The organism is Xenorhabdus sp. TH1 (assembly GCF_037260955.1).
Classification (GTDB): Bacteria; Pseudomonadota; Gammaproteobacteria; order Enterobacterales; family Enterobacteriaceae; genus Xenorhabdus; species Xenorhabdus griffiniae.
This window is the reverse complement of the sequence record NZ_CP147734.1, coordinates 1,431,941-1,451,637: the sequence shown is the minus strand read 5'-3', so window position 1 is coordinate 1,451,637 and position 19,697 is coordinate 1,431,941. Positions and strand designations below refer to the sequence as shown.

22 protein-coding genes and 1 pseudogene are annotated in these 19,697 nt (G+C 37.3%); 8 read left to right on the top strand and 15 right to left on the bottom strand.

Annotated features, from left to right (window positions below):
- The first annotated feature begins 34 nt into the window (after positions 1-34).
- From WDV74_RS06500 to WDV74_RS06490, 3 genes are all read left to right on the top strand, one after another.
- Positions 35-976 carry a Kdo(2)-lipid IV(A) acyltransferase gene (locus WDV74_RS06500; protein ID WP_338885201.1) on the top strand — a complete coding sequence of 314 codons (942 nt, stop codon included), beginning with the start codon at positions 35-37 and terminating at the stop codon, positions 974-976.
- Between the two features lie 151 nt (positions 977-1,127).
- Positions 1,128-2,063 carry a LysR family transcriptional regulator gene (locus WDV74_RS06495; RefSeq protein ID WP_338885200.1) on the top strand — a complete coding sequence of 312 codons (936 nt, stop codon included), beginning with the start codon at positions 1,128-1,130 and terminating at the stop codon, positions 2,061-2,063.
- A gap of 102 nt (positions 2,064-2,165) precedes the next feature.
- Positions 2,166-2,822: a LysE family translocator gene (locus WDV74_RS06490; RefSeq protein ID WP_338885199.1), complete on the top strand. Its 657-nt coding sequence runs from the start codon at positions 2,166-2,168 to the stop codon at positions 2,820-2,822.
- 111 nt (positions 2,823-2,933) lie between these two features.
- On the opposite strand, the gene WDV74_RS06485 is transcribed toward WDV74_RS06490, so the two are convergent.
- The 4 genes from WDV74_RS06485 to WDV74_RS06470 form a co-directional block, all read right to left on the bottom strand.
- On the bottom strand, positions 2,934-3,395 hold the full coding sequence (locus WDV74_RS06485) for a hypothetical protein (RefSeq protein WP_338885198.1): 462 nt from the start codon (positions 3,393-3,395) through the stop codon (positions 2,934-2,936).
- A 182-nt stretch (positions 3,396-3,577) separates the two neighbouring features.
- The gene (locus WDV74_RS06480) at positions 3,578-3,913 is read right to left on the bottom strand and encodes a hypothetical protein (RefSeq protein ID WP_338885197.1); all 336 of its coding nucleotides are present in this window, start codon (positions 3,911-3,913) and stop codon (positions 3,578-3,580) included.
- A gap of 10 nt (positions 3,914-3,923) precedes the next feature.
- Positions 3,924-4,379 carry a hypothetical protein gene (locus tag WDV74_RS06475; protein ID WP_338885196.1) on the bottom strand — a complete coding sequence of 152 codons (456 nt, stop codon included), beginning with the start codon at positions 4,377-4,379 and terminating at the stop codon, positions 3,924-3,926.
- A gap of 55 nt (positions 4,380-4,434) precedes the next feature.
- Positions 4,435-5,334, bottom strand: a complete 900-nt coding sequence (locus WDV74_RS06470; protein ID WP_338882223.1) for an IS982 family transposase — start codon at positions 5,332-5,334, stop codon at positions 4,435-4,437.
- A 238-nt stretch (positions 5,335-5,572) separates the two neighbouring features.
- Between WDV74_RS06470 and WDV74_RS06465 the strand changes: the two genes are divergently transcribed.
- Entirely contained in the window at positions 5,573-6,361 is a 789-nt protein-coding gene (locus WDV74_RS06465; RefSeq protein ID WP_338885195.1) for a PhzF family phenazine biosynthesis protein, read from the top strand.
- A gap of 11 nt (positions 6,362-6,372) precedes the next feature.
- Complete coding sequence (locus WDV74_RS06460) at positions 6,373-6,879, top strand: DUF1543 domain-containing protein (RefSeq protein ID WP_338885194.1); 507 nt, start codon at positions 6,373-6,375, stop codon at positions 6,877-6,879.
- 60 nt (positions 6,880-6,939) lie between these two features.
- Here WDV74_RS06460 and lldD read toward each other — a convergent pair whose 3' ends face one another.
- The 7 genes from lldD to WDV74_RS06425 all read right to left on the bottom strand — a co-directional run bounded on the left by lldD (position 6,940) and on the right by WDV74_RS06425 (position 13,885).
- Positions 6,940-8,082 carry an FMN-dependent L-lactate dehydrogenase LldD gene (lldD, locus tag WDV74_RS06455; RefSeq protein ID WP_338885193.1) on the bottom strand — a complete coding sequence of 381 codons (1,143 nt, stop codon included), beginning with the start codon at positions 8,080-8,082 and terminating at the stop codon, positions 6,940-6,942.
- 39 nt (positions 8,083-8,121) lie between these two features.
- Positions 8,122-9,705 (bottom strand): L-lactate permease, encoded by a 1,584-nt coding sequence (locus WDV74_RS06450; RefSeq protein WP_338885192.1) that lies wholly within the window; start codon positions 9,703-9,705, stop codon positions 8,122-8,124.
- Positions 9,706-10,021: 316 nt separating this feature from the next.
- Positions 10,022-10,942, bottom strand: coding sequence for a LysR family transcriptional regulator (locus tag WDV74_RS06445; RefSeq protein ID WP_338885191.1), 921 nt, complete (start codon positions 10,940-10,942; stop codon positions 10,022-10,024).
- Positions 10,943-11,383: 441 nt separating this feature from the next.
- On the bottom strand, positions 11,384-11,986 hold the full coding sequence (locus tag WDV74_RS06440; protein WP_338885190.1) for an alpha/beta fold hydrolase: 603 nt from the start codon (positions 11,984-11,986) through the stop codon (positions 11,384-11,386).
- A gap of 93 nt (positions 11,987-12,079) precedes the next feature.
- Positions 12,080-12,835 (bottom strand): alpha/beta fold hydrolase, encoded by a 756-nt coding sequence (locus WDV74_RS06435; RefSeq protein ID WP_338885189.1) that lies wholly within the window; start codon positions 12,833-12,835, stop codon positions 12,080-12,082.
- A 289-nt stretch (positions 12,836-13,124) separates the two neighbouring features.
- A complete protein-coding gene (locus WDV74_RS06430) occupies positions 13,125-13,577 on the bottom strand; it encodes a DUF2335 domain-containing protein (protein ID WP_338885188.1) in 453 nt (150 codons plus the stop codon).
- Between the two features lie 122 nt (positions 13,578-13,699).
- Entirely contained in the window at positions 13,700-13,885 is a 186-nt protein-coding gene (locus WDV74_RS06425) for a Cro/CI family transcriptional regulator (protein ID WP_338885187.1), read from the bottom strand.
- A 97-nt stretch (positions 13,886-13,982) separates the two neighbouring features.
- On the opposite strand from WDV74_RS06425, the gene WDV74_RS06420 reads away from it, so the two are divergent.
- On the top strand, positions 13,983-14,696 hold the full coding sequence (locus tag WDV74_RS06420) for a S24 family peptidase (RefSeq protein ID WP_338885186.1): 714 nt from the start codon (positions 13,983-13,985) through the stop codon (positions 14,694-14,696).
- Between the two features lie 96 nt (positions 14,697-14,792).
- Here WDV74_RS06420 and WDV74_RS06415 read toward each other — a convergent pair.
- Positions 14,793-14,975, bottom strand: a pseudogene (locus WDV74_RS06415) (transposase family protein); the annotation flags it as partial.
- A 205-nt stretch (positions 14,976-15,180) separates the two neighbouring features.
- On the opposite strand from WDV74_RS06415, the gene WDV74_RS06410 reads away from it, so the two are divergent.
- Positions 15,181-16,779, top strand: a complete 1,599-nt coding sequence (locus tag WDV74_RS06410) for a phosphoethanolamine transferase (RefSeq protein WP_338885185.1) — start codon at positions 15,181-15,183, stop codon at positions 16,777-16,779.
- A gap of 245 nt (positions 16,780-17,024) precedes the next feature.
- On the opposite strand, the gene WDV74_RS06405 is transcribed toward WDV74_RS06410, so the two are convergent.
- Positions 17,025-17,243, bottom strand: a complete 219-nt coding sequence (locus WDV74_RS06405) for a hypothetical protein (RefSeq protein ID WP_338885184.1) — start codon at positions 17,241-17,243, stop codon at positions 17,025-17,027.
- Between the two features lie 90 nt (positions 17,244-17,333).
- Here WDV74_RS06405 and nqrE point away from each other — a divergent pair, with 90 nt between their 5' ends.
- The gene (nqrE, locus tag WDV74_RS06400) at positions 17,334-17,933 is read left to right on the top strand and encodes an NADH:ubiquinone reductase (Na(+)-transporting) subunit E (RefSeq protein WP_338885183.1); all 600 of its coding nucleotides are present in this window, start codon (positions 17,334-17,336) and stop codon (positions 17,931-17,933) included.
- 121 nt (positions 17,934-18,054) lie between these two features.
- On the opposite strand, the gene tnpA is transcribed toward nqrE, so the two are convergent.
- Positions 18,055-18,465: an IS200/IS605 family transposase gene (gene tnpA, locus WDV74_RS06395; protein ID WP_338885182.1), complete on the bottom strand. Its 411-nt coding sequence runs from the start codon at positions 18,463-18,465 to the stop codon at positions 18,055-18,057.
- A 238-nt stretch (positions 18,466-18,703) separates the two neighbouring features.
- Positions 18,704-19,126: a hypothetical protein gene (locus WDV74_RS06390; RefSeq protein ID WP_338885181.1), complete on the bottom strand. Its 423-nt coding sequence runs from the start codon at positions 19,124-19,126 to the stop codon at positions 18,704-18,706.
- Between the last annotated feature and the right edge of the window lie 571 nt (positions 19,127-19,697).

Genomic DNA, 19,697 nt, shown 5'->3' with positions numbered 1-19,697 from the left:
CGATTCAAGATAACAAATAACATACAGAAAACACATGATACAAGCTCCTCCTTTTTGTCGTTCGTTTTTACATCCCCGCTACTGGCTGACCTGGCTAGGTATTGGCATACTTTATTTACTGGTTTTGCTACCTTATCCAACGATTTATTGGATGGGAACTCGACTTGGGCGACTTTCACTACGTTTCTTAAAAAAACGAGCCAAAGTTGCAGAGCGCAATTTGGCACTTTGTTTCCCTGATATGCCAGCAGAGAAACGACAGGAATGGCTAGTCAGAAATTTCGAATCTGTTGGCATGGGTCTGTTTGAGACAGGGATGGCCTGGTTTTGGCCTGACTGGCGCATCAAGCGTTGGTTTAAAGTTACTGGACGGGAGCATATCCAACAAGTGCAATCCACAGGCCAGGGGATTATTGTCATTGGTATCCATTTTTTAACGCTGGAATTGGGAGCACGTATTTTTGGTATGCTAAACCCAGGTATTGGTGTTTATCGTCCCAATGACAATCCTGTCATGGATTGGCTACAAACTTGGGGACGTCTTCGTTCCAATAAATACATGCTGGACAGAAAAGATGTTAAGGGCATGATCCGATGCTTAAAAAATGGTGAAATTGTCTGGTACGCCCCTGATCACGATTATGGCCCACGTAACAGTGTATTTGCCCCATTATTCGCTATTGAACACGCGGCAACTACGACCGGAACCTCAATTCTCGTCCGTTTGGCCAAACCTGCGCTGATCCCTTTTACGCCGCGAAGGTTACCCAATGGAAAGGGTTATGAGTTAATTATTCAGCCTTCGGTAGAAAATTTTCCTCTGCAAGATGAAACAGAAGCAGCAACATTCATGAATAAAGTGATCGAAAAGGAAATTATGCAGGCACCCGAACAATATATGTGGTTACATCGCCGTTTCAAAACTCGCCCTAAAGGTATGCCATCTTTGTATGGTGACAATGATAATATTCACTGATAAACATTATCTGGCTGTTATTCCCTAAGTAACAGCCAATATTTTCCCTCGTATTTAAGTCAGGAATATTCAGTGGTATTTATCCAGGAACCCCATTAGTTACATAAAATTATTATAATCATTAGATATTTAATTTCATGGAAAGCATATCTTGAATAATTACAAATTATTACCAGCTTTAGTATCAATATTGCAAACACTTAACCTAACTGAGTCTTCAAAACAATTAGGTGTTACACAATCAGCAATGAGCAAAATATTACATCAACTGCGTGAGGATTTTCATGACAAAATTATTGTGAGGGAAGCAAATCAATTTATTCTCACCCCAAAAGGCGAAAAATTGAAAGAAAAACTTCCAGCATTGATGTGGCAATTAGATAACCTCTATGCACCAGAAATAATGGAACCAAACCTTTGTAAGAGAAAATTTACCTTAGCATCCAGTGATTATGTCGCCCAAGCCATCTTACCCTCTATAATTTCTAACATTGAAGTTGATGCGCCTAACGTGAGTATTGAATATAAATTGTGGCACAAAGACAAATTAAATAAGTTTGCTGAGCAACATATTGATTTAGTCGCAACCATTGCCGACACGATACCTGATAATTTATACGGTAAAATAATGGCTGAAGATCAGCTTGTTATCGCATTTAGAGATGCACACTCCAAAGCTAATAGCGATATAACTATTAACGACTATATAGAAGGCCGACATATTCTGATTAGTGGTGGGGGAGATAAAGACAGTTCTGTCGATCACACGTTAGCAGAGATGAACCTAAATCGCCACATTTACGCTACAGTTCCCTTTTTCCAAGCGGCCATTGAATTATTGTTAAAAACAGACACCATGCTAACCATACCACTGCATATTGCGGCTGATTTTGCTCAAGACTATGATTTACAAATAAGACGCTTACCTATTGATATTAAAACACAACAATACTATTTGCTATGGCATGCAAAACATCACCAAGATCCAGAGCATAGATGGTTTAGGGATATCTGTTTTCCTCTGATCAAAACGCATCTTGAAAGAACTATCGAACATGGTATGAAATTAATTCATACCCGCAAGTAGATTTTTCGTCTTTTATAGATGACTTTGTTACAGTAATATAATCAACACTTTTTCATATAGATGGTAACATCAATTACTTTTGATTTTATAATGGCAATAAATATGCTTTCCATAGAAACACTTGTTACATTCATCAGTATTTCAACCTTCCTATGCTTCTTGCCAGGCCCTGATAATCTGTTAGTTTTAAGTCAGTCTGCAATAAATGGATGCAAATATGGAATATTAATTACCATTGGTTTATGTATTGGATTAGTAATACATACCTTTTTAGTTTCATTAGGCATTGCAGCAATAATACAAGCCAATACGCTGGCCTTTGAAATTATCAGGCTATTGGGTGTATTTTATTTAACCTATCTGGCTTGGGGAGCCTTCAAGGCAAAGCCTATTCACCTCAAAAGCAACACCAAAAGCAACACCAAAAGTTTTAATGACACAAAAAAACTCATTAAGAAAGGTTTGTTTATGAATCTATCAAATCCAAAAGTAATTATTTTCTTTTTGGCTTTTCTGCCTCAGTTTACTACTGACAATACAATCGCTATTCCAGTATCGCTTCAATTATTATATCTAGGTTTAATATTTGTCGTAATTGCGTTTACTGTATTTACGTTCATATCCTATCTGTCCGGATTTTTAAATAAAATGATATCCAGTAAACCATCCGTACAAACTATTCTCAATAGGATCACCAGTTTGATATTTATAGCATTAGCCATCAACTTATGTATTGATCAGCGCCTGCCAATCGTTTAATACCTTTTGATACTAAATTTACGAATCCTTTCGCTATTTTTAGCATCCTTGCACACTATTTCTTAGTTTTTGTTACATTCAAGCCACAAGTTTAAGCCTGTGTCAACTCACTTAATAGTAAGAAGAGCAGGCGTCGGCAATATCAGCATAAGAATAGCCATTCCCCTGCTCTTTCTCTAATTTCTGCCTTGTTTCCCTATAGCAACGACGTTTACCCTGCTCTCTGAAATGATGCATAATGTCGTCTTGTGGCTTATGGGCAAATTTAAGCTGTTGATCATTCCAATCATAAGAAAGTTTCCAGCTTTCTTTATCAAGTCCACTGTGATGATTATGAAATTTATCATTATATTCTTTCTGTTCATTCTCCCGCTTCTCGGCTAAGGCATTATCTTTAGCCAGCTTATCGGTGTTCCAATTACCACTATCCAGTGTATCCCTCTTTTTCAAATACTCTTTGGAGGGTTTGTTATCCACGGGTATATCGCTTTTGTAGCTTAAATCTAATGCCAGAGCCTGAGAAAACCACACTGACAAAATAAAAAACAGGTAATGGGATCCTTTGATTTTCATGTCATTCCTTATTAGAACTATAATAATTAATTATCATTAATAATCGTTATCATATTGTGCATCGTGGCTTCAGAGAAAGTTTAAGTTTTCGCTAACGGCAGCGGGCTCAATTAATAAAATCTCAAGCCTCTTTTGGTTTGTTGTCCTATAGCAATAACGTTTAGTTTTCCCCCTGAATACGGTCAGTTTTGTTTCATAAAGTGTTCTATATCTCGCTTTAGATCTTGCGTCTTGGGAGGATAATCCTTAAAGCTAAAGTTGTTCGAGCTATACCAACCAGAAGAGCGATGATTATACTCTTTCTGTTCATTTTCCTGCTTCTCTGCTAAGGTATTATCTTTAGCCAATTTCTCTCTGTCCCAATTTCCATCGTGCAATTTGTCCCTCTTATTCAGGTACGTTTTTGAGGGTTTGTTATCCGCGGGTATATCGCTTTTATAGCTTAAATCCAAAGCCAGAGCCTGAGAAAACCACACTGACAAAATAAAAAATAGGCAATAAGATCCTTTAATTTTCATATACTTTTCCTTAATGAGGATATGATAATGACGTTTGGCTTTCAGCCTGGAAACGTTTAGCTTGAGCTTGCATACCAAAATCTTTGCATCTCTGGTCTAAGATGTTTCTGTTGCATACTAAAGCCCGGCATCTCCGGTCTAAAGTTTTGCTGTTGCATACTGGATAATCCTCAGAGTACTGCGCATACCAATCATGAGGAAGTCCCAGCCTCTTTTTCTCAAATTTATCATCATACTTATGCAGTTTCCTCTCCTGCTTCCCAGCTAAGGTATTACCTTTAGCTAGTTTCTCCATATTCCAATTTTCGTAGTCAGAACTGTCCAAACTGAACGTTTTTTTCGGGTATTCTTCTGAAGGTCTGTTAGCTGCGGGTATATCGCCCTGGTAGCTTAAATCCAAAGCCAGAGCCTGAGAAAACCACACTGACAAAATAAAAAACAGGCAATAGTATCCTTTAATTTTCATATTCGTCCTTAGTGTAACTATAACAACTAATTATTATTTAACGCGATGCTCAACTTTAGCTCCCTATAACATGGGCTTGTTGAAGCCAGTCGCGTTGACTTTTACCTTGTTTAAAATTGGCAAAAATACCCAGTGTATGAGAAAGCAGTTTTCTGGCTATTCGATTACTCAAATGCCACAAATCCCGTGCCCAGCACTTCTCGATAGCAAATTGCCCAGCGAGTTGACCAATGACGGTTTCAATTAAGCGCCGTTTGGCATTAATGCGCTTTCTTGTTTCTCTGGGGACTGGGTCATCCATATTGGCACGCACCGGGGCTATCATTTCAATACCCGACTGCTTCATTTCCTCTTGAAATTCAAAACCTAAATAACCTTTATCGCCGAGCAAACAGCCTTTTATTGGGCTAGTCAAGTCCCAGACCGCTTCACGCTCACTGACATTGGCGGGCGTCAATGTGAATCCCGTTACTACGCCAATTTCATCTATCATGAGATGCCCTTTAAAGCCGTAGTAAGTTTCGTTTTTGGCGGCGCAGTACCCATAATCAGCTTGTCCTTTAAAGCTGGCACTGCCTTTCGCTCTTTTGAATCCACAGATGGGCAACGGAAATCCGTCGACAATATGTACCGGCCTATCGAACGCACCCAATAACCTCGCCAGCTTTTCTTGCAGCTTTTGTTTAACAGCCCAAAGATTCGCAACCTGTTTAGCAAAATTGGCGCGTGAACCCAGTCCCGGAAACCACTCGCACCAGTGATCACGAAAGTACGTCCAAATTCCTTTATCCGTTGAAAAGCCTAAGAATTCACCCACCACTTCCATCGTGATGGCTTCCGCATCGCTCAGCTTAGGTGGGTATCCCCGGCTTCTGAATCGAGAGCTTTGCTGTAACGCCGTTAAATTATCGTCTACCCAACAAAACACCCAAATGATAAAATCTTGCTGTGACATAGCCTTTGTTCCTTTATTTCTCTCAGTTTGGCGACTTAAAGTTATAAAGGAGCGGCTATGTCATTTCAACTCACCATAAAAGTCGAGCATCGCGTTATTATTTAATAACCATTATCACCTAAGGTCAACACTACAATTTCTGTGTACTTTGCAATCAAACAAAATAACTCTTTACAAATCAATAAGGTTTCAACATTCTATATTTGGCTTTTCATTATAAAAATTAAGAGAGATTCTGATGCATCCATATCCTATTTATCACGTCGATGCCTTTACAGAAAAATCGTTTTCTGGCAACCCTGCTGCGGTTGTTCTGCTGGATAAATGGCCAGCAGATGAAATACTAATTTCTATCGCTGCTGAAATTGGCTTGCCAGAGACCGCTTTTCTGGTAGAAAATCATCTACGTTGGTTTACACCTAAAGTCGAAGTCGATTTATGTGGTCATGCAACGCTGGCGACTGCGTTTGTCCTTATAACCCATCGCAACATTCAAGAAAAGTTGCTTACATTCAAAAGCCGCTCCGGTGAACTCCGAGTTTCTCACCAAGAGGGTGTTTTTACATTGGATTTTCCTATCGCCGATTGTCATGAAGAAAATGACCTCATCCCTGTCATACAAGACGCCCTGGGACAAAATGTTTCCGCAGTTTTGGCTTCACATGATCGTTATATTTGTGTTTTGGATTCCGCAGAACAAATCCTCAATGCCCAACCCAATTTTGATAAAATTGCTTCCCTACCCTTGCCAGGACTTACCATTACCGCTCTCGGTGACTCATCTTCTGATTTTGTTTCTCGCTATTTTGCGCCAGCTAAAGGTGTCAATGAAGATCCTGTTACAGGTTCTAGCCATTGTGTTCTTGCCCCTTTTTGGGGAAAACGGCTCAATAAGACTGAACTTTATGCCCGTCAATTATCCGAACGAGGCGGTGAACTACTGTGTCGCATAAATGGGGATCGTGTTTATCTGACAGGTAAAGCGAAGCTCTTTTCACACGGTGAGATATTGCTAGAAAATATATAAGCAGGGAAAAAATGTCTCAATTATACATGTTCTATCTTGGTGGAAATGCTGGAAAATCCAATATTGAAGTTCACGATGTCCAATTTGCTGTAGTAGAAAAAATAGAAGAAGTTTACCCTCTGTTACGCGAAGTTTGGTTTGGTGATAAAGATAAACTTCATCTGGATGGTTACATGCCTTTAACGTGGGCTGACGGCTATGATATTGCAATCAATCATAATGAATATCACGGAGAAATGCGGCTCTACTTTGTAAACCTTGGTGGTTACCAAAAAGACTCACTCGCAGAAGCCCATGAATTCGGGTTCTTTGTCGCTCGTTCAGCAGAAGAAGCGAAAGAAAAAGCCAAAGAAAGTTTACTGCTTGGTTATGGTCAATTACATAAAGATAATCTGAAAGATGTTGATGATTGCCTGCTCCTTAGACAAGTCAGTGGCTATCATATCCATTTAACTGAAAATCCTCACGGTCAGCCAGATAAACCTGAATGGCAAGGATATCGTCCTATTGGTATTTAAAGGATTAATTAGATATGGTCAGCAAATAGACTTTGCTGACCCACATAGCATGGTCTCCCATTAGACTTGATTACGCACCAGTAAATCTGAATTAATCTCCGAAATCGATCTCGCTCCGGTTAAAGTCATCGCTACCCGCATCTCTTTGTCAATCAGATCCAACAAATTAGAAACACCCGCTTCACCTGCCGCAGCCAATGCATAAACAAAAGCACGCCCTAGCAAAATACTATCCGCGCCCAGGGCAATCATTCTCACCACATCCAATCCAGTCCGAATACCGGAATCAGTAAGAATAGTAATGTCGTTTTTGACTGCATCCGCAATCGCAGGCAAGGCCCGTACCGTTGACAGAACACCATCAAGCTGACGTCCGCCATGATTTGAGACCACAATGCCATCAGCCCCAAAACGGACAGCATCTTTGGCATCTTCTGGATCAAGGATGCCTTTGATAATCATTGGCCCTTTCCAGAAATCACGGATCCATTCCAAATCTTTCCATGAGATTGAGGGATCAAAATTATTTCCCAACCAGCCAATATAGTCTTCCAATTTAGTCGGTTTGCCACGATACACAGAAATATTGCCCAGATCGTGTGGCTTGCCCCATAATCCGACATCCCATGCCCATTGAGGATGAGTCATCGCCTGCAAAATACGACGCATGGCCGCATTCGGGCCACTCATACCGGAATGTGCATCACGATAACGCGCCCCAGGTACTGGCATATCAACGGTAAATACCAGATTTTTGACTCCCGCAGCCTGTGCCCTTTCCAGTACATTGCGCATAAAACCACGATCTTTTAGTACATAGAGCTGAAACCAGATTGGGCGATCTATTGCACGAGCAACTTCTTCAATCGGGCATACCGACACCGTCGACAACGTAAATGGGATCCCTTTTTTGGCCGCAGCACGTGCAGCTTGTACTTCGCCACGACGTGCATACATGCCTGTTAGCCCGACAGGAGCAAGTGCCACCGGCATTGACATCTTCTCTCCGAATAAGCTGGTCTCCAGGCTTAATTCGGACATATTCTTCAATACACGCTGGCGTAACTCAATATTGGATAAATCTGCTGTATTACGTTTAAGGGTATGTTCTGCGTAGGCTCCGCCATCAATATAGTGGAACAAAAAAGGCGGTAACTTAGCTTGTGCTGCACCTCGATAATCAGTTGAAGCGGAAATAATCATAATATTGACCCTAATGTTGAAAAGTTATTTGCACATTTTTCAAGATGCCAAAATCAAAGCCATGATAGCCGCAATTCCCCCATAGATTAGCATGGGTAAAATTGTCTTCTTCATAATCTGGCCTTCTGCGTTGGTGATCCCCAAAATAGAGCAAACAGCAATAATATTATTCAAACAAACCATGTTACCCATTGCCCCACCAACGGATTGCAGCGCCAACATCAAATTGACATTCATTCCATTGTTCAGCGCGATGGAATATTGTATCCCTCCAAATGTCAGATTAGAGACCGTATTAGAGCCTGAAAAAAATGACCCCAGCGCCCCTAAAAATGAAGAGAACAATAACCAGCTTTCTCCTGTAATAGCAGCCAATGCCTTACCAATAATAATTACAGGCGCATTTTCATCCCCTAACATCATCATGTTCACCATCACTAACGCACCAAATAACGCAATGAATGGCTTAAAAACACGAGCGCTTGTTTCACAGAACATTTGCTTCACTTGATGGCGGTTGAGTTGAAACAGTGGAATGCATACCAATACCACCAACAAAAATGGAATAATTGCCGGTACATATAACGTTTTGTAGCTGGCAGAAGCCGAGGTTCCCAATACTTGCTGCAAACTTATCACTAAGGACTTACTGATACTCAGATCACCCAACCATCCTAAATTCATTTGCCAATTGATCTCGGCATTATTCAACCATGCCTTGATACCTAGTTGATGAATACGGGTAATAATCAAGATCCCAATCAATAACAAGGTAGGCATCATGGCCTTGATCACTTTGCTGAAAGGCACAACCTGTAGCGAATCACGCTTTTTTTCGCAATGTCTTATGCCGATCCCCATGCGGGCAAACAATACCGATAAAGCCAACCCAATAGCGCCACCGATCAACGCTGGAAATTCATAATTCACTTGAGCCAGCAACAGGTAAGGCACGGTACAACTTAATATACTCAAAATGATAAACAAGATGTTTTGGCGGATTTCCTGCCATGACACAATAAAACGCAGAGCCAATAAAGGAATAACAAAACCAGCAATAAAGTGGATCAATGCACTCAATCGCCCAATTTCTAATAAATTGTCATCCTGTAATCCAAGATTGGCAAAACCAAACCAAGTCGGTGTTCCAACCGCCCCAAAAGAAACAGGGACTGAGTTCATCACTAAAGTCAACAAAGCGACCCGCAAAGGATTAAATCCCAGCCCTATCAATATAGGAGCAGCTATCGCTGCTGGCGTACCAAAACCACTGGCACCTTCAATCATAAATGCAAAAGCCCAACCAATAATCATTAATTGGGCTACAGGATTAGGACTGATATTTTCTAACCAATTGCGCACAATATCTTCAGCACCACTGACTTGCATCAATTTATTCAGTAATACTGCGCCTAAAATAATCGTGATAGGAGTAAAGACAGAAATCAGAGCTGTAATAATATTGGCATTCAATATTATAGGTTGGGCTTCAAACCAGAATAATTGTATGAAATAAACCATTACGGCTGTTAATGGCAAAGCAATAAAGGATGGAATACCATTACGTTTGGTCATCATCCAAATCAGCAGGACAATTGGAGCAATGCTGAAAAACAAGGGCATAAGTTCCTCAAATAATTATTTTTATAAGATAAGAAATGTAGCTGAAAAGTTAATTTCTATAACAACGCCATTATAATCACAACTTTTTCTAGACTCCTACACTGTGACTTTTTAACCATCGGAAATAATATGGATCCACAATAACGATCTCCACCTCACCCAAAAAATTTAAATCATTAAAAATCAAATAGATATAAAATATCGTTGGTACTAAAATAATAAGTAGTTCACATTAATTAAGCATGAATTTTCAATAGACTATATCTAAAAATAGCATAATCTCTGCCGATTATTTATACTCCGACAGAGAAAAATATTAGAAATAATGGCTGATATTTTTGTAAGAAATAATGATATGTTCAATCAACATTCGGATTTTTAGGGGTAAATTTCGGGTGTAAGGATAAACAGCATAAACACCTAATACTTTTCCACTACTTCCTTTAAGTATTTCCACCAGTTTTCCTGCCTGCAAATCTTCATACACCATGACACGTGGAACCATCGCAATACCAAACCCACCTAATACTGCTTTACGGATCGCCAATGCATTATTTGAAGAAAAATTACCGTTAACCAGTAATTCATAAATATCACCGCTTTCTGGCCTTTTCATTAACCAGTTGGCAGTGCCACTTTCCTGATGGGTATAGGTCAGACAATTATGCTTAAGAAGATCTTCCGCTGATTGTGGTTGCAAATGTTTACCCAGATAACCGGGAGAACAGACAATTACCCAGCGCGAATTCAATATGGGCCTAGCAATCAAACTAGAATCCGGCATCGTGCCAGTGCGAATCGCTAAATCAATACCTTCATTGACCAAATCAACAAAATGATTTTCTAACCGTATTTCCACTTTTAATTTAGGATGGAGACTACAGAATTCAGCAACTTTTTCACTCAAAAGTAATTCACCTGATACCGTTGGCACAGACATTCGAATCACACCTGTTAACTCATCACTTTTTTCACTGACAACATGCAATGCGTCTTGAATTCGTATACTGATTTCTTTGGCATGTTGATAAAGCGCTCGTCCATTCTCAGTTAAGGTGAGACTACGCGTAGTACGATATAATAGACGGGCTCCAAGAGATTTTTCCAGACGCCCAATACGCTTACTGATGACTGAACTTGTGATACCGGCACTTTCTGCCGCTTTACTGAAAGACCCACAGTCAACAATCAAGGCAAACAAGATCAGATCGTTTGCATATTCATGGGTAGATAACATAATTTTACGTACTTCAATTTATGTACTTTAATGTGTGCATTCAAGGTGGACAGTTTAAACGCTGTAAGCAATAAATCAATAATATTTTTATAGGTATGTAAAAATATTAAATAGCTCACATACTTTGACATACAAGCCCCAAAAAATAAATCTATTGGATTTAAAATTTTTGATAGCGCATTGGCCTATCTTGTGTGTAATATTCACGTTAATCAAATCATCATTATTTACATTAGATACAAGAGGAGAATGCATTGGTATCATAAACACCCCTTAGTAAATTATATTTACACATAAAACTCAAAAATAGAATAAAAAATCAAAAAAATATATTTTTACATTGTCATTATTTAAAATAACTCATTGGTCTTTTATATTTAATATCTCCCTCCAGAATAAAATCAATAAACTGGAGGGTTAGAAGATACCATTTATCTACGCTTATTCTGATAGCATATTTTCCAGAATATCATAAACAGGTAACAAACAAGTAAATCCATCCCTATCCAGGAAATGCCCACCATTAGCAATATTAATTACTTCCGTTTGCAAAGAATGAGATAAATCCAGGGAAGAATGAGGAGAAACAATTTTATCATCAGAAGATATAAGTGAAAAACGGTGTTCGGTTACCTCACGCAAGAAAGCATAATCTAACGGTTCAACAGTAAAAGGATCCAATTCTGGTAAAGTAATTTGAGGAGAATCAAACCCGGAGACCAAAATATATCCACCAATATGAAGATGCTGAGAACGCATCGATTCTAAATGCCGCAATAGAGAGATACAACCGAGGCTATGACCAACAAAAATCGCGTCTTTATCTACTTCAGGTACTATATCCATCAACATCTTAGCCCAGGCTTCAGGTTTGGGTGATGATGTATCAGGCATTGTAGGTATGATAACCTCCGCACCTTGTTCAGTAAGTTTCTCTTTTAACCAAGGGAACCAATGTGATGACGGCGAAGCAGTATATCCATGAACAATAATTATTTTTTTGCCAGAAAACCGCCCTTGAACACTGATCTTTTCTGATATCACTCATTTTCTCCTATTTAATAACTTATCTATTTATGGAAATCATTAAGAACTTGAGACTCAGGTGAGTCAATAATAGTGTACATAACCTTAGTCTTATCCTACTAGTTCTCTGGCCTGTTTTTCGATCCAAGAAATTACTGCATAATTATCGAACAAGTAAAAATGCCCTCCTGTGAAAATCTGTTGTTCTATTGGCGTAGGTAACACTCGCTGCCACTCCGCCAACAGAGAAACAGAAACTCTATTATCCCGATCTCCTCCTATTACATAAGTTGGGATATCCAACTCTACTTTCGGTAATAAAGACAATGAATCCAACAAAATGAGATCATTTCTCATTGTTTTGATCACATAATTACATAATTCGGGGTTAGCAAGAATATCTGTTGGTGTTCCTTCACATTGCTCAAGGATATTCAAAACATAAGAATCAGAATATTCCTCACATGGCATATTTTTAAACCCTTCGGGATCAATAAAACGACGGGCAGAGATAATGAGTGCTAATTGTTTTTCTGGTAATTCACTCTCCAGCCTACGAGCGACCTGATAAGCCAGTTCCGCTCCCAAACTATGACCAAACAGTAATAAAGGTTTACCCTCTCCTAACTTTAAACGCTTTATCGCGGCAAGTATATTGGATAAAATAGTTTCAACATCCACCTGAAAAGGCTCTGAAGCACGCATTCCCCTGCCTGCAAGCTCAAAACAATAAACTTCAATAAATTTCGATAACTTATGAGCCAACTTAATGTAGGGAAAAGAAGAGCCTCCAGCGTGATGAAAAAATATCAGTTGTGCTCCGGCCTCTGGCCTTTTAATCGCAGAAAATAAAACTGAATCAGACAAGATGAAGTTCCTTTAGCCAATAAGAAATATCCAATGAACTTTTTAAGCAATTTCTTTGTTATTTACAATAGTAAATTGAAATCGATTGATTATGGATGCATTTGAAAAATATTCATTAGGTATAGAACAATAACCATCCGTTTCTTTTTCTATAATAAAAACAATTAGTTAGATTATAATTATTAATTAACTTATCACCAGTGTTCAATAAAAACTCAGCCAATAGCTTGTTTTAAGGCAAGTAAGAATAATCACCTATTTTTTAGAAAATATTTATTTTACTCTGAAATTATTTAATTTTCAATTTACGGCCGATGGCAAATACAGAAACCAACCCCACTAAATCAATGGTGATCAAAGTACCAGCAAATAACATTTCTCCTCTAAAAGCAAAAACAGTCGCAATGATTAAGATAAATATGGTAATGGAAAAGCCCATCCATTGCCCTCGTTTATCTCGGTTTATCAATCCATCCAACGTCTTTTTCTGTTTTTCATGTTGAAAAACCTGCTCTTTTTCTCTGAAAGCAAATACTCTTTCAGCACAACCAGGTAAAATTGATTCATAACTCTTCAATACTTCAGGGGATGGAAATGAACTAAAACAATGAGACATCTCTTTATTTTCGAGTAAATATCCATTTGATGAATCAGCATCTAAACCATTGCGGTAATCATTTACGGGCATAATGTCAAGAATGCTCCCTATCGCTCTGAAGTAATAACCAATGTTAAAGTTCACGTTTTCTCCCCCAGCAATATACACAAAAAACATCTTAATAAAATCAGTGAGATAATTAAGTTCAACCTATAATAGAGATGAATTAATCGTACTTCTGATATCTTCGTTATTCACAATACACCTTACTTTTGGCTAGGGAACGGGCGGCATTCTTCAGCTTTGTAGGTTCCATCTTCTTGACGAATCAAAAATATTTTCCGGCCCGAGCGCAACGCTTTACTGATCGCTGTTTGATGAACACCAACCAAACGAGCCGCTTTAACTTGGCCATTCAACTTTACATACTCTGATAATGGGATTTTTTCCATACGATTTCTCCTTCTCTCAAAATAATATCCAGAGTACTAAAAATTTCAATACTTTTAGTATTTATCATTTTAATAGCGTTGGTATTAAAATGAATCCATGAAAAAGAAACTCACAGCAGAACAACTTGCAGATGCAGCACGCTTAAAAGCGCTATTTGAGTCTAAGAAAAAACAACTCGGCATCTCTCAGGAAACACTTGCAGAAGAAATTGGCAAGACACAAAGTGCAATTTCACACTATCTCAATGGGATAAATGCCCTTAACCTGGAGATGGCGGGCTATTTTGCCCAAAAACTGGAAATCAAAATTGCAGATTTCAGTCCATCGCTGGATAAACAAGCAAGAAAACTTGTCTCTGTCCTCGATGATGATAATGCTACATTTGCCAGTCATATGCTCCTGCACAAGCAATATCCATTACTTGACTGGGTAAACGCAGGTAATTGGTGCGAAGATCCCGCACCAAAATACCAAGCAAGCCGCTATGCAAAAGCATATGAAACCTGCGTTGAATGTTCACAACGTGCTTTTTGGCTGGAAGTAAAAGGTGATTCAATGGTATCGCCAAACGGACTCAGCATACCGCAAGGCATGATCATTTTAGTTGATCCAGAAATTAAGCCCACTCCCAACAACTTAGTCGTAGCAAAACTCGATGGAGAGAAAGAACTGACTTTCAAGCAACTGATCACAGAAGGATATGATAAGTTTTTAAAGCCATTAAACCCTCAATACAATATGATTCCTCTTAATAATCACGTACATATTGTTGGCGTAGTTGTAGAAGCGAAGATTGGAAAATTACCTTAAAAATAATAGCGTTCCAGTCACCTATATAGCTTTTTACAAAAGTTGCACAATAGATAGTACACTAATAATACAATCATGTATCAAAAAATGTGTTTCCCCGAAATCTTCAATATCTTCCCATTCTTCAGCCCCTGCAAGAATAGCACTCATCGTCAGGGAAAGAACATCAAATAGAGGATAGTTTATTTTTGCATTCTGGCGGATATCGGTTAATTCACCAAAATATTGAAAAAAGCATCGACATTCATGCTGGCGCTCCAAAAAGGAGTATAAGATCATAATCTTGTTTATAGATCAAATCTTCCTAACTGGGTTAAAAAACGTTCATGATTCCATCCAGCCCCTTGCTCTAAATTGACTTCTGAAAACCATGTTAAATACATCAGCAAAATGTGAGAGAAGTCTATTTTTTAGCCACAAAAACCTCATTGTTTTTATACAATCATCTATAATTAATGTTCCAATTATAGAGGAATAAAAATCAATGCGTAACACCAATTTTTCCAATTTCAAAGAATATTTTTTTTCAGCAAATAAAACCTTCGCAAAATCGATCATTCCATTAGTTTTCATTTTCATAGCATCAAATATAATGCTAAAAAGTACAACAATAAACTCATCAGAACATGACGCTTTCCTTTTAACATTACTTTTCACCATATTAAATTCTTCCAAGAAAGCATTTTATTTTATTGCTCTACCTATAGCGATAGCATATAGCATATATACACCAATCGGAATTACATTTGGAAAATTATCTTATCAATATATTATGTCATTCCTTGCTACTGATGTTCAAGAAAGCAACGAATTTCTTGGCCAGATTCCACTCCAAAACTGGATTTATGCATTAATGATCATCACATTTGTGATGCTGTTTCGTTTTCTATCAATACGATTAGAAGTATATTATCATCGTAATAAGACATTTCTTTGCTTAGTTGTCATTGCCGCTTTGTTGCCTCAAAAGCCTTTTGAATTCTTTAATCAGATATATAAATCCTTTATGGAAGTCAAAGAAGAATTAATTAAACTTAACTCTCTGGAAATAAAGAGCGCATGGGGAAAAAGTACATTATCAAAACAAAACTCACATTATGATGACTATGTATTAGTTATAGGAGAGAGTGCAAGACGTGATTATCATCATGTATACGGCTATCCTATTTCTAACACCCCGTTTATGGATAAAACTCATGGTGTAATAATTGATGGTTTTACTAGTGGAGGAACAAATACAGTATCTTCTTTACGGCTTATGCTGACCAAGTCAGATAAAAAAAACTGGAGACCGGATTACAGCCTCAGCTTAATTGATTTAATTAAATCAGCAGGAATAAATACTTATTGGTTATCTAATCAAGGTTATTTAGGTTATTTAGGTTATTTAGGTTATTTAGGTTATTTTGATACTCCAATCTCCGCAATTGCCAATAAAAGTGATTACAAATTATTCTTAAAAAGTGGTAATTATGCATCTATAAACACTAGCGATTTTTTATTAATAGACAAATTCGAAAAATTATTACTATCTGCTTTTAAAAGAAAAAGATTTTTTGTTATACATTTATATGGTTCTCATCCCAGTGCCTGTAGCCGTATAGAAGATTATCACCGTATAATTCAAGTAAAAGATAAAAAGTATGATTACTTATCATGCTATGTTTCTTCAATTCATAAAACAGATGAAGCATTAAGAAAACTTAACGAAATATTATCAAAAAATTACAGAACTTCAGGAAGAAGTTATTCCATGATTTATTTTTCAGATCATGGACAAGCCCATAAAAATATCAATGGAAAAATATTCTTTAATAATAATAGAGAAAGTAAAAGACATTATGACATTCCTTTATTGAAAATATCTAGCGATGATTCTCAGAGAAAACAATATAAAACTTTTAAATCTGGCTTAATGTTGGTAGATGGCATTGCTAATTGGATAGGTATTGAAAATGCTTATATTCAGAAAGAATACGATTTATTCTCTACGGAAAACGATCCAGATGACTTTGGCCTATATCAGCGAATTAATAAAAACAATATACCCGATGACCCTGCTATCGATTTGACTGGAAAATGATATCTTTTCAAATTATATAAAACCACACTATATAAAGTGGCCTTAATTAGGTCACTAATATCAAGAATCCATTAAAGAAATAATCTATAGTTTCAACATAGATTCTCATCTAACAATCAGATATCAGAGAAATTTTTTGCAAATAGAAAGCATCGGTGGTGTTCCCTGCGTCCATACCAGTTATCAAATCGAATGGTAAAACCAGAGTTTACTACTAATTGTAAAAATAAGTACCAACATTTTTGTTAGATTTCATCACTGATTCCGTGTATCAAGTACAAATTGTCAGTATTAGTTTCCCTATCAAATATGACATATCTTGGCAAAACTTCGCCTTTAGTCCACATTCTTACTCTGCAATTCGCTTGAGTCACCTCAACATCATAATGATCAATTTTATGACGTAACTCAGGATAATGCTTATCAAGCGCTGATAATCCCCTTTCTTCCAAATTCATACTCATAATCTACCTCCCATTTTTTTAAAAGATAGCTTTAAGTAATTGACTGTTTTATTTAGATTATAAAAAGATTATCATACATAGGAGGAAATTATGGTTGAAAATCACTTAAATATACTCATTAAAGCAGCTTTTATTGAGAATATGGCCTTAAGTTTCTTCCTTGGAATGTGTACTTTTTTAGCTGTCTCTAAAGAGGTAAAAACCGCATTTAAACTAGGTATAACAGTTACAGTACTGCTTACATTAGCCACTCCAATCAATAACTTAATATATAATTACATACTCAAAGAAAATACTATCATTGGAGGAATAGATTTATCATTTCTTAATTTTATTACCTTTATCGGTGTTTTAGCTGCTCTTGTCCAAGTTTTGGAGATGTTTCTCGATAAACTTATTCCCTCCCTTTACCACTCGCTAGGAGTTTTCCTACCATTGCTCACTATTCACTGCGCGATTTTTGGCGCCACCATATTTATGGTTGAACGAAACTATAACTTTGCTGAATCTATTACTTATGGCGCAGGTTGTGGTATTGGCTGGATGCTCGCGATTATTGCCCTAGCCAGGTTACGAGAAAAAATGAAATATTCAAATATACCCAAAGGGTTAAAGGGATTAGGTATTACTTTTATCACTGTCGGCCTTATGTCACTTGGATTTATGTCATTCTCTGGGATATCAATTTAATAAAAATCATAACCGACCGCGCCTAAATGACGCCGCTTTCTCTTTGTTCAAGCTAAAGGGTCATTGTCTCTTTGGCTTACCCCTTGAAGGGATTTTCATACTCTCGTGTACTTAATTTATCCTACATTAAATCTGACTTTTCTTGCTCTCTTATGTATTTTTGGATTGTGGCTTCATTGAGCCCCACCGTACTTACATAGTATCCTTCTGACCAGAACTTCCTGTTGCCAAATTTGTATTTTAAATTCGCATGCTTATCAAATATCATCAACGAACTTTTGCCTTTTAAATATCCCATAAAACTCGACACACTGATTTTCGGGGGAATACTCACGAGCATATGGACATGAGCTGGCATTAAATGGCCTTCAATTATTTCAACGCCTTTGTACTTACAAAGGTCTCGTGATATTTCACCTATGCTTGTACGGATACTGGCAAAAATGACTTTTCGTCTGTATTTCGGCGAAAAAACGATATGGTATTTGCACAGCCACTTTGTATGGGCTGAACTTTGTGCTTTAATCCCCATAAACACCTTTCCTTATTTCAGTCACATCTATTAGCTTGAACATCTATATCGTAACGGAAAGGTGTTTTTCTTGGTATAACCTCGGGGCTCCACCCGCATAGCGGGTGGTTTTATGTTTAAGCAGCTGATGCTACTTAAACTGGCTAAAGCCATAAACAGAAAAGTGGCCCCATTATGCGGCCACTATATATATAAATTCATTCGTTCCAGTTAACAAGAAAAATAATAATTATCTTCACTATTCAACCAAAGTTACTACCCGAAATTGACAATAGACATCCAAAACAACTTTATCAGGTTTGATATAATCAACATTATTTATTGTAATTCGGCTAAGATAGTTACCCGTGTCAGCTTTCAATGCAATTATATTACAACCGACATCCACGACAGTGAAAACAGAGTAAGTATCCGCCGTTGGTTTAATAGCTTCGATAAAATTACCATTTGATTCAGCTATTCGGCTGAGATAAAGCTTGTTATCTCCATAAAGTGCTATTTTATTAGTATTAGCTGGATCAAGATAGACAACAGTAAAACGACAATATTCATCTATACCAGATTTTGTCGCTTCAATATATTGAATCCCATTCCTATTAATTCGACTTAAATAAAGACCATTATCTGCTTGTAATGCAATAGTTACTCTTCTAAGTCCCATAATGAACCCCTAATTAATTATAAAATCTATTCATTATTAAATTATCACTCCATCCGGTTATCATATCTATAATTTCAAACCATAAAATAAATATGACGTTCCTGCTGGGCAGGATACTCTTTTGCTTAAAAATACAAATAATAAAAAACATTTATTTCATATTAAATAGCATTTCAAAATCGTAAGAAACTTACTTACTCCTTGCGACATAAGGAGTAAGTGTTCTTCTCAGACTTAGTATCTGTTAGATTCACATATTTAGTTGCCCATTCCATTTTTATGGAAGAACTATTAAATATTTCATCCAGCATGTTTATTGCTTCACCTGTAATTTATTTTTTCTTCCTCAGTAAATACATATAATTGGTTTAGTGTTAACATTGTTTTATCTGAGATATAGTTGAAATTCTCATCATCTTAAAGAGATGAGACTCTAGGATTGAGAACTCCTTAAGAATCCCTAGGGTTAATTCACTCTCCCCGTTTCAAACGGAGGCATGCTAAATTAAAGACGGAAAAACCCACTCTTACTGTACTAAGTTTCATCAGCCACCTGATAAATTTGATTAAT

Coding starts and splice junctions, on each gene's coding strand:
- WDV74_RS06500 (WP_338885201.1), top strand. CDS start 35: ATGATACAAGCTCCTCCTTTTTGTCGTTCGTTTTTACATCCCCGCTAC.
- WDV74_RS06490 (WP_338885199.1), top strand. CDS start 2,166: ATGCTTTCCATAGAAACACTTGTTACATTCATCAGTATTTCAACCTTC.
- WDV74_RS06485 (WP_338885198.1), bottom strand. CDS start 3,395: ATGAAAATCAAAGGATCCCATTACCTGTTTTTTATTTTGTCAGTGTGG.
- WDV74_RS06480 (WP_338885197.1), bottom strand. CDS start 3,913: ATGAAAATTAAAGGATCTTATTGCCTATTTTTTATTTTGTCAGTGTGG.
- WDV74_RS06475 (WP_338885196.1), bottom strand. CDS start 4,379: ATGAAAATTAAAGGATACTATTGCCTGTTTTTTATTTTGTCAGTGTGG.
- WDV74_RS06470 (WP_338882223.1), bottom strand. CDS start 5,334: ATGTCACAGCAAGATTTTATCATTTGGGTGTTTTGTTGGGTAGACGAT.
- WDV74_RS06465 (WP_338885195.1), top strand. CDS start 5,573: ATGCATCCATATCCTATTTATCACGTCGATGCCTTTACAGAAAAATCG.
- WDV74_RS06460 (WP_338885194.1), top strand. CDS start 6,373: ATGTCTCAATTATACATGTTCTATCTTGGTGGAAATGCTGGAAAATCC.
- lldD (WP_338885193.1), bottom strand. CDS start 8,082: ATGATTATTTCCGCTTCAACTGATTATCGAGGTGCAGCACAAGCTAAG.
- WDV74_RS06450 (WP_338885192.1), bottom strand. CDS start 9,705: ATGCCCTTGTTTTTCAGCATTGCTCCAATTGTCCTGCTGATTTGGATG.
- WDV74_RS06445 (WP_338885191.1), bottom strand. CDS start 10,942: ATGTTATCTACCCATGAATATGCAAACGATCTGATCTTGTTTGCCTTG.
- WDV74_RS06425 (WP_338885187.1), bottom strand. CDS start 13,885: ATGGAAAAAATCCCATTATCAGAGTATGTAAAGTTGAATGGCCAAGTT.
- WDV74_RS06420 (WP_338885186.1), top strand. CDS start 13,983: ATGAAAAAGAAACTCACAGCAGAACAACTTGCAGATGCAGCACGCTTA.
- WDV74_RS06410 (WP_338885185.1), top strand. CDS start 15,181: ATGCGTAACACCAATTTTTCCAATTTCAAAGAATATTTTTTTTCAGCA.
- WDV74_RS06405 (WP_338885184.1), bottom strand. CDS start 17,243: ATGAGTATGAATTTGGAAGAAAGGGGATTATCAGCGCTTGATAAGCAT.
- nqrE (WP_338885183.1), top strand. CDS start 17,334: ATGGTTGAAAATCACTTAAATATACTCATTAAAGCAGCTTTTATTGAG.
- tnpA (WP_338885182.1), bottom strand. CDS start 18,465: ATGGGGATTAAAGCACAAAGTTCAGCCCATACAAAGTGGCTGTGCAAA.
- WDV74_RS06390 (WP_338885181.1), bottom strand. CDS start 19,126: ATGGGACTTAGAAGAGTAACTATTGCATTACAAGCAGATAATGGTCTT.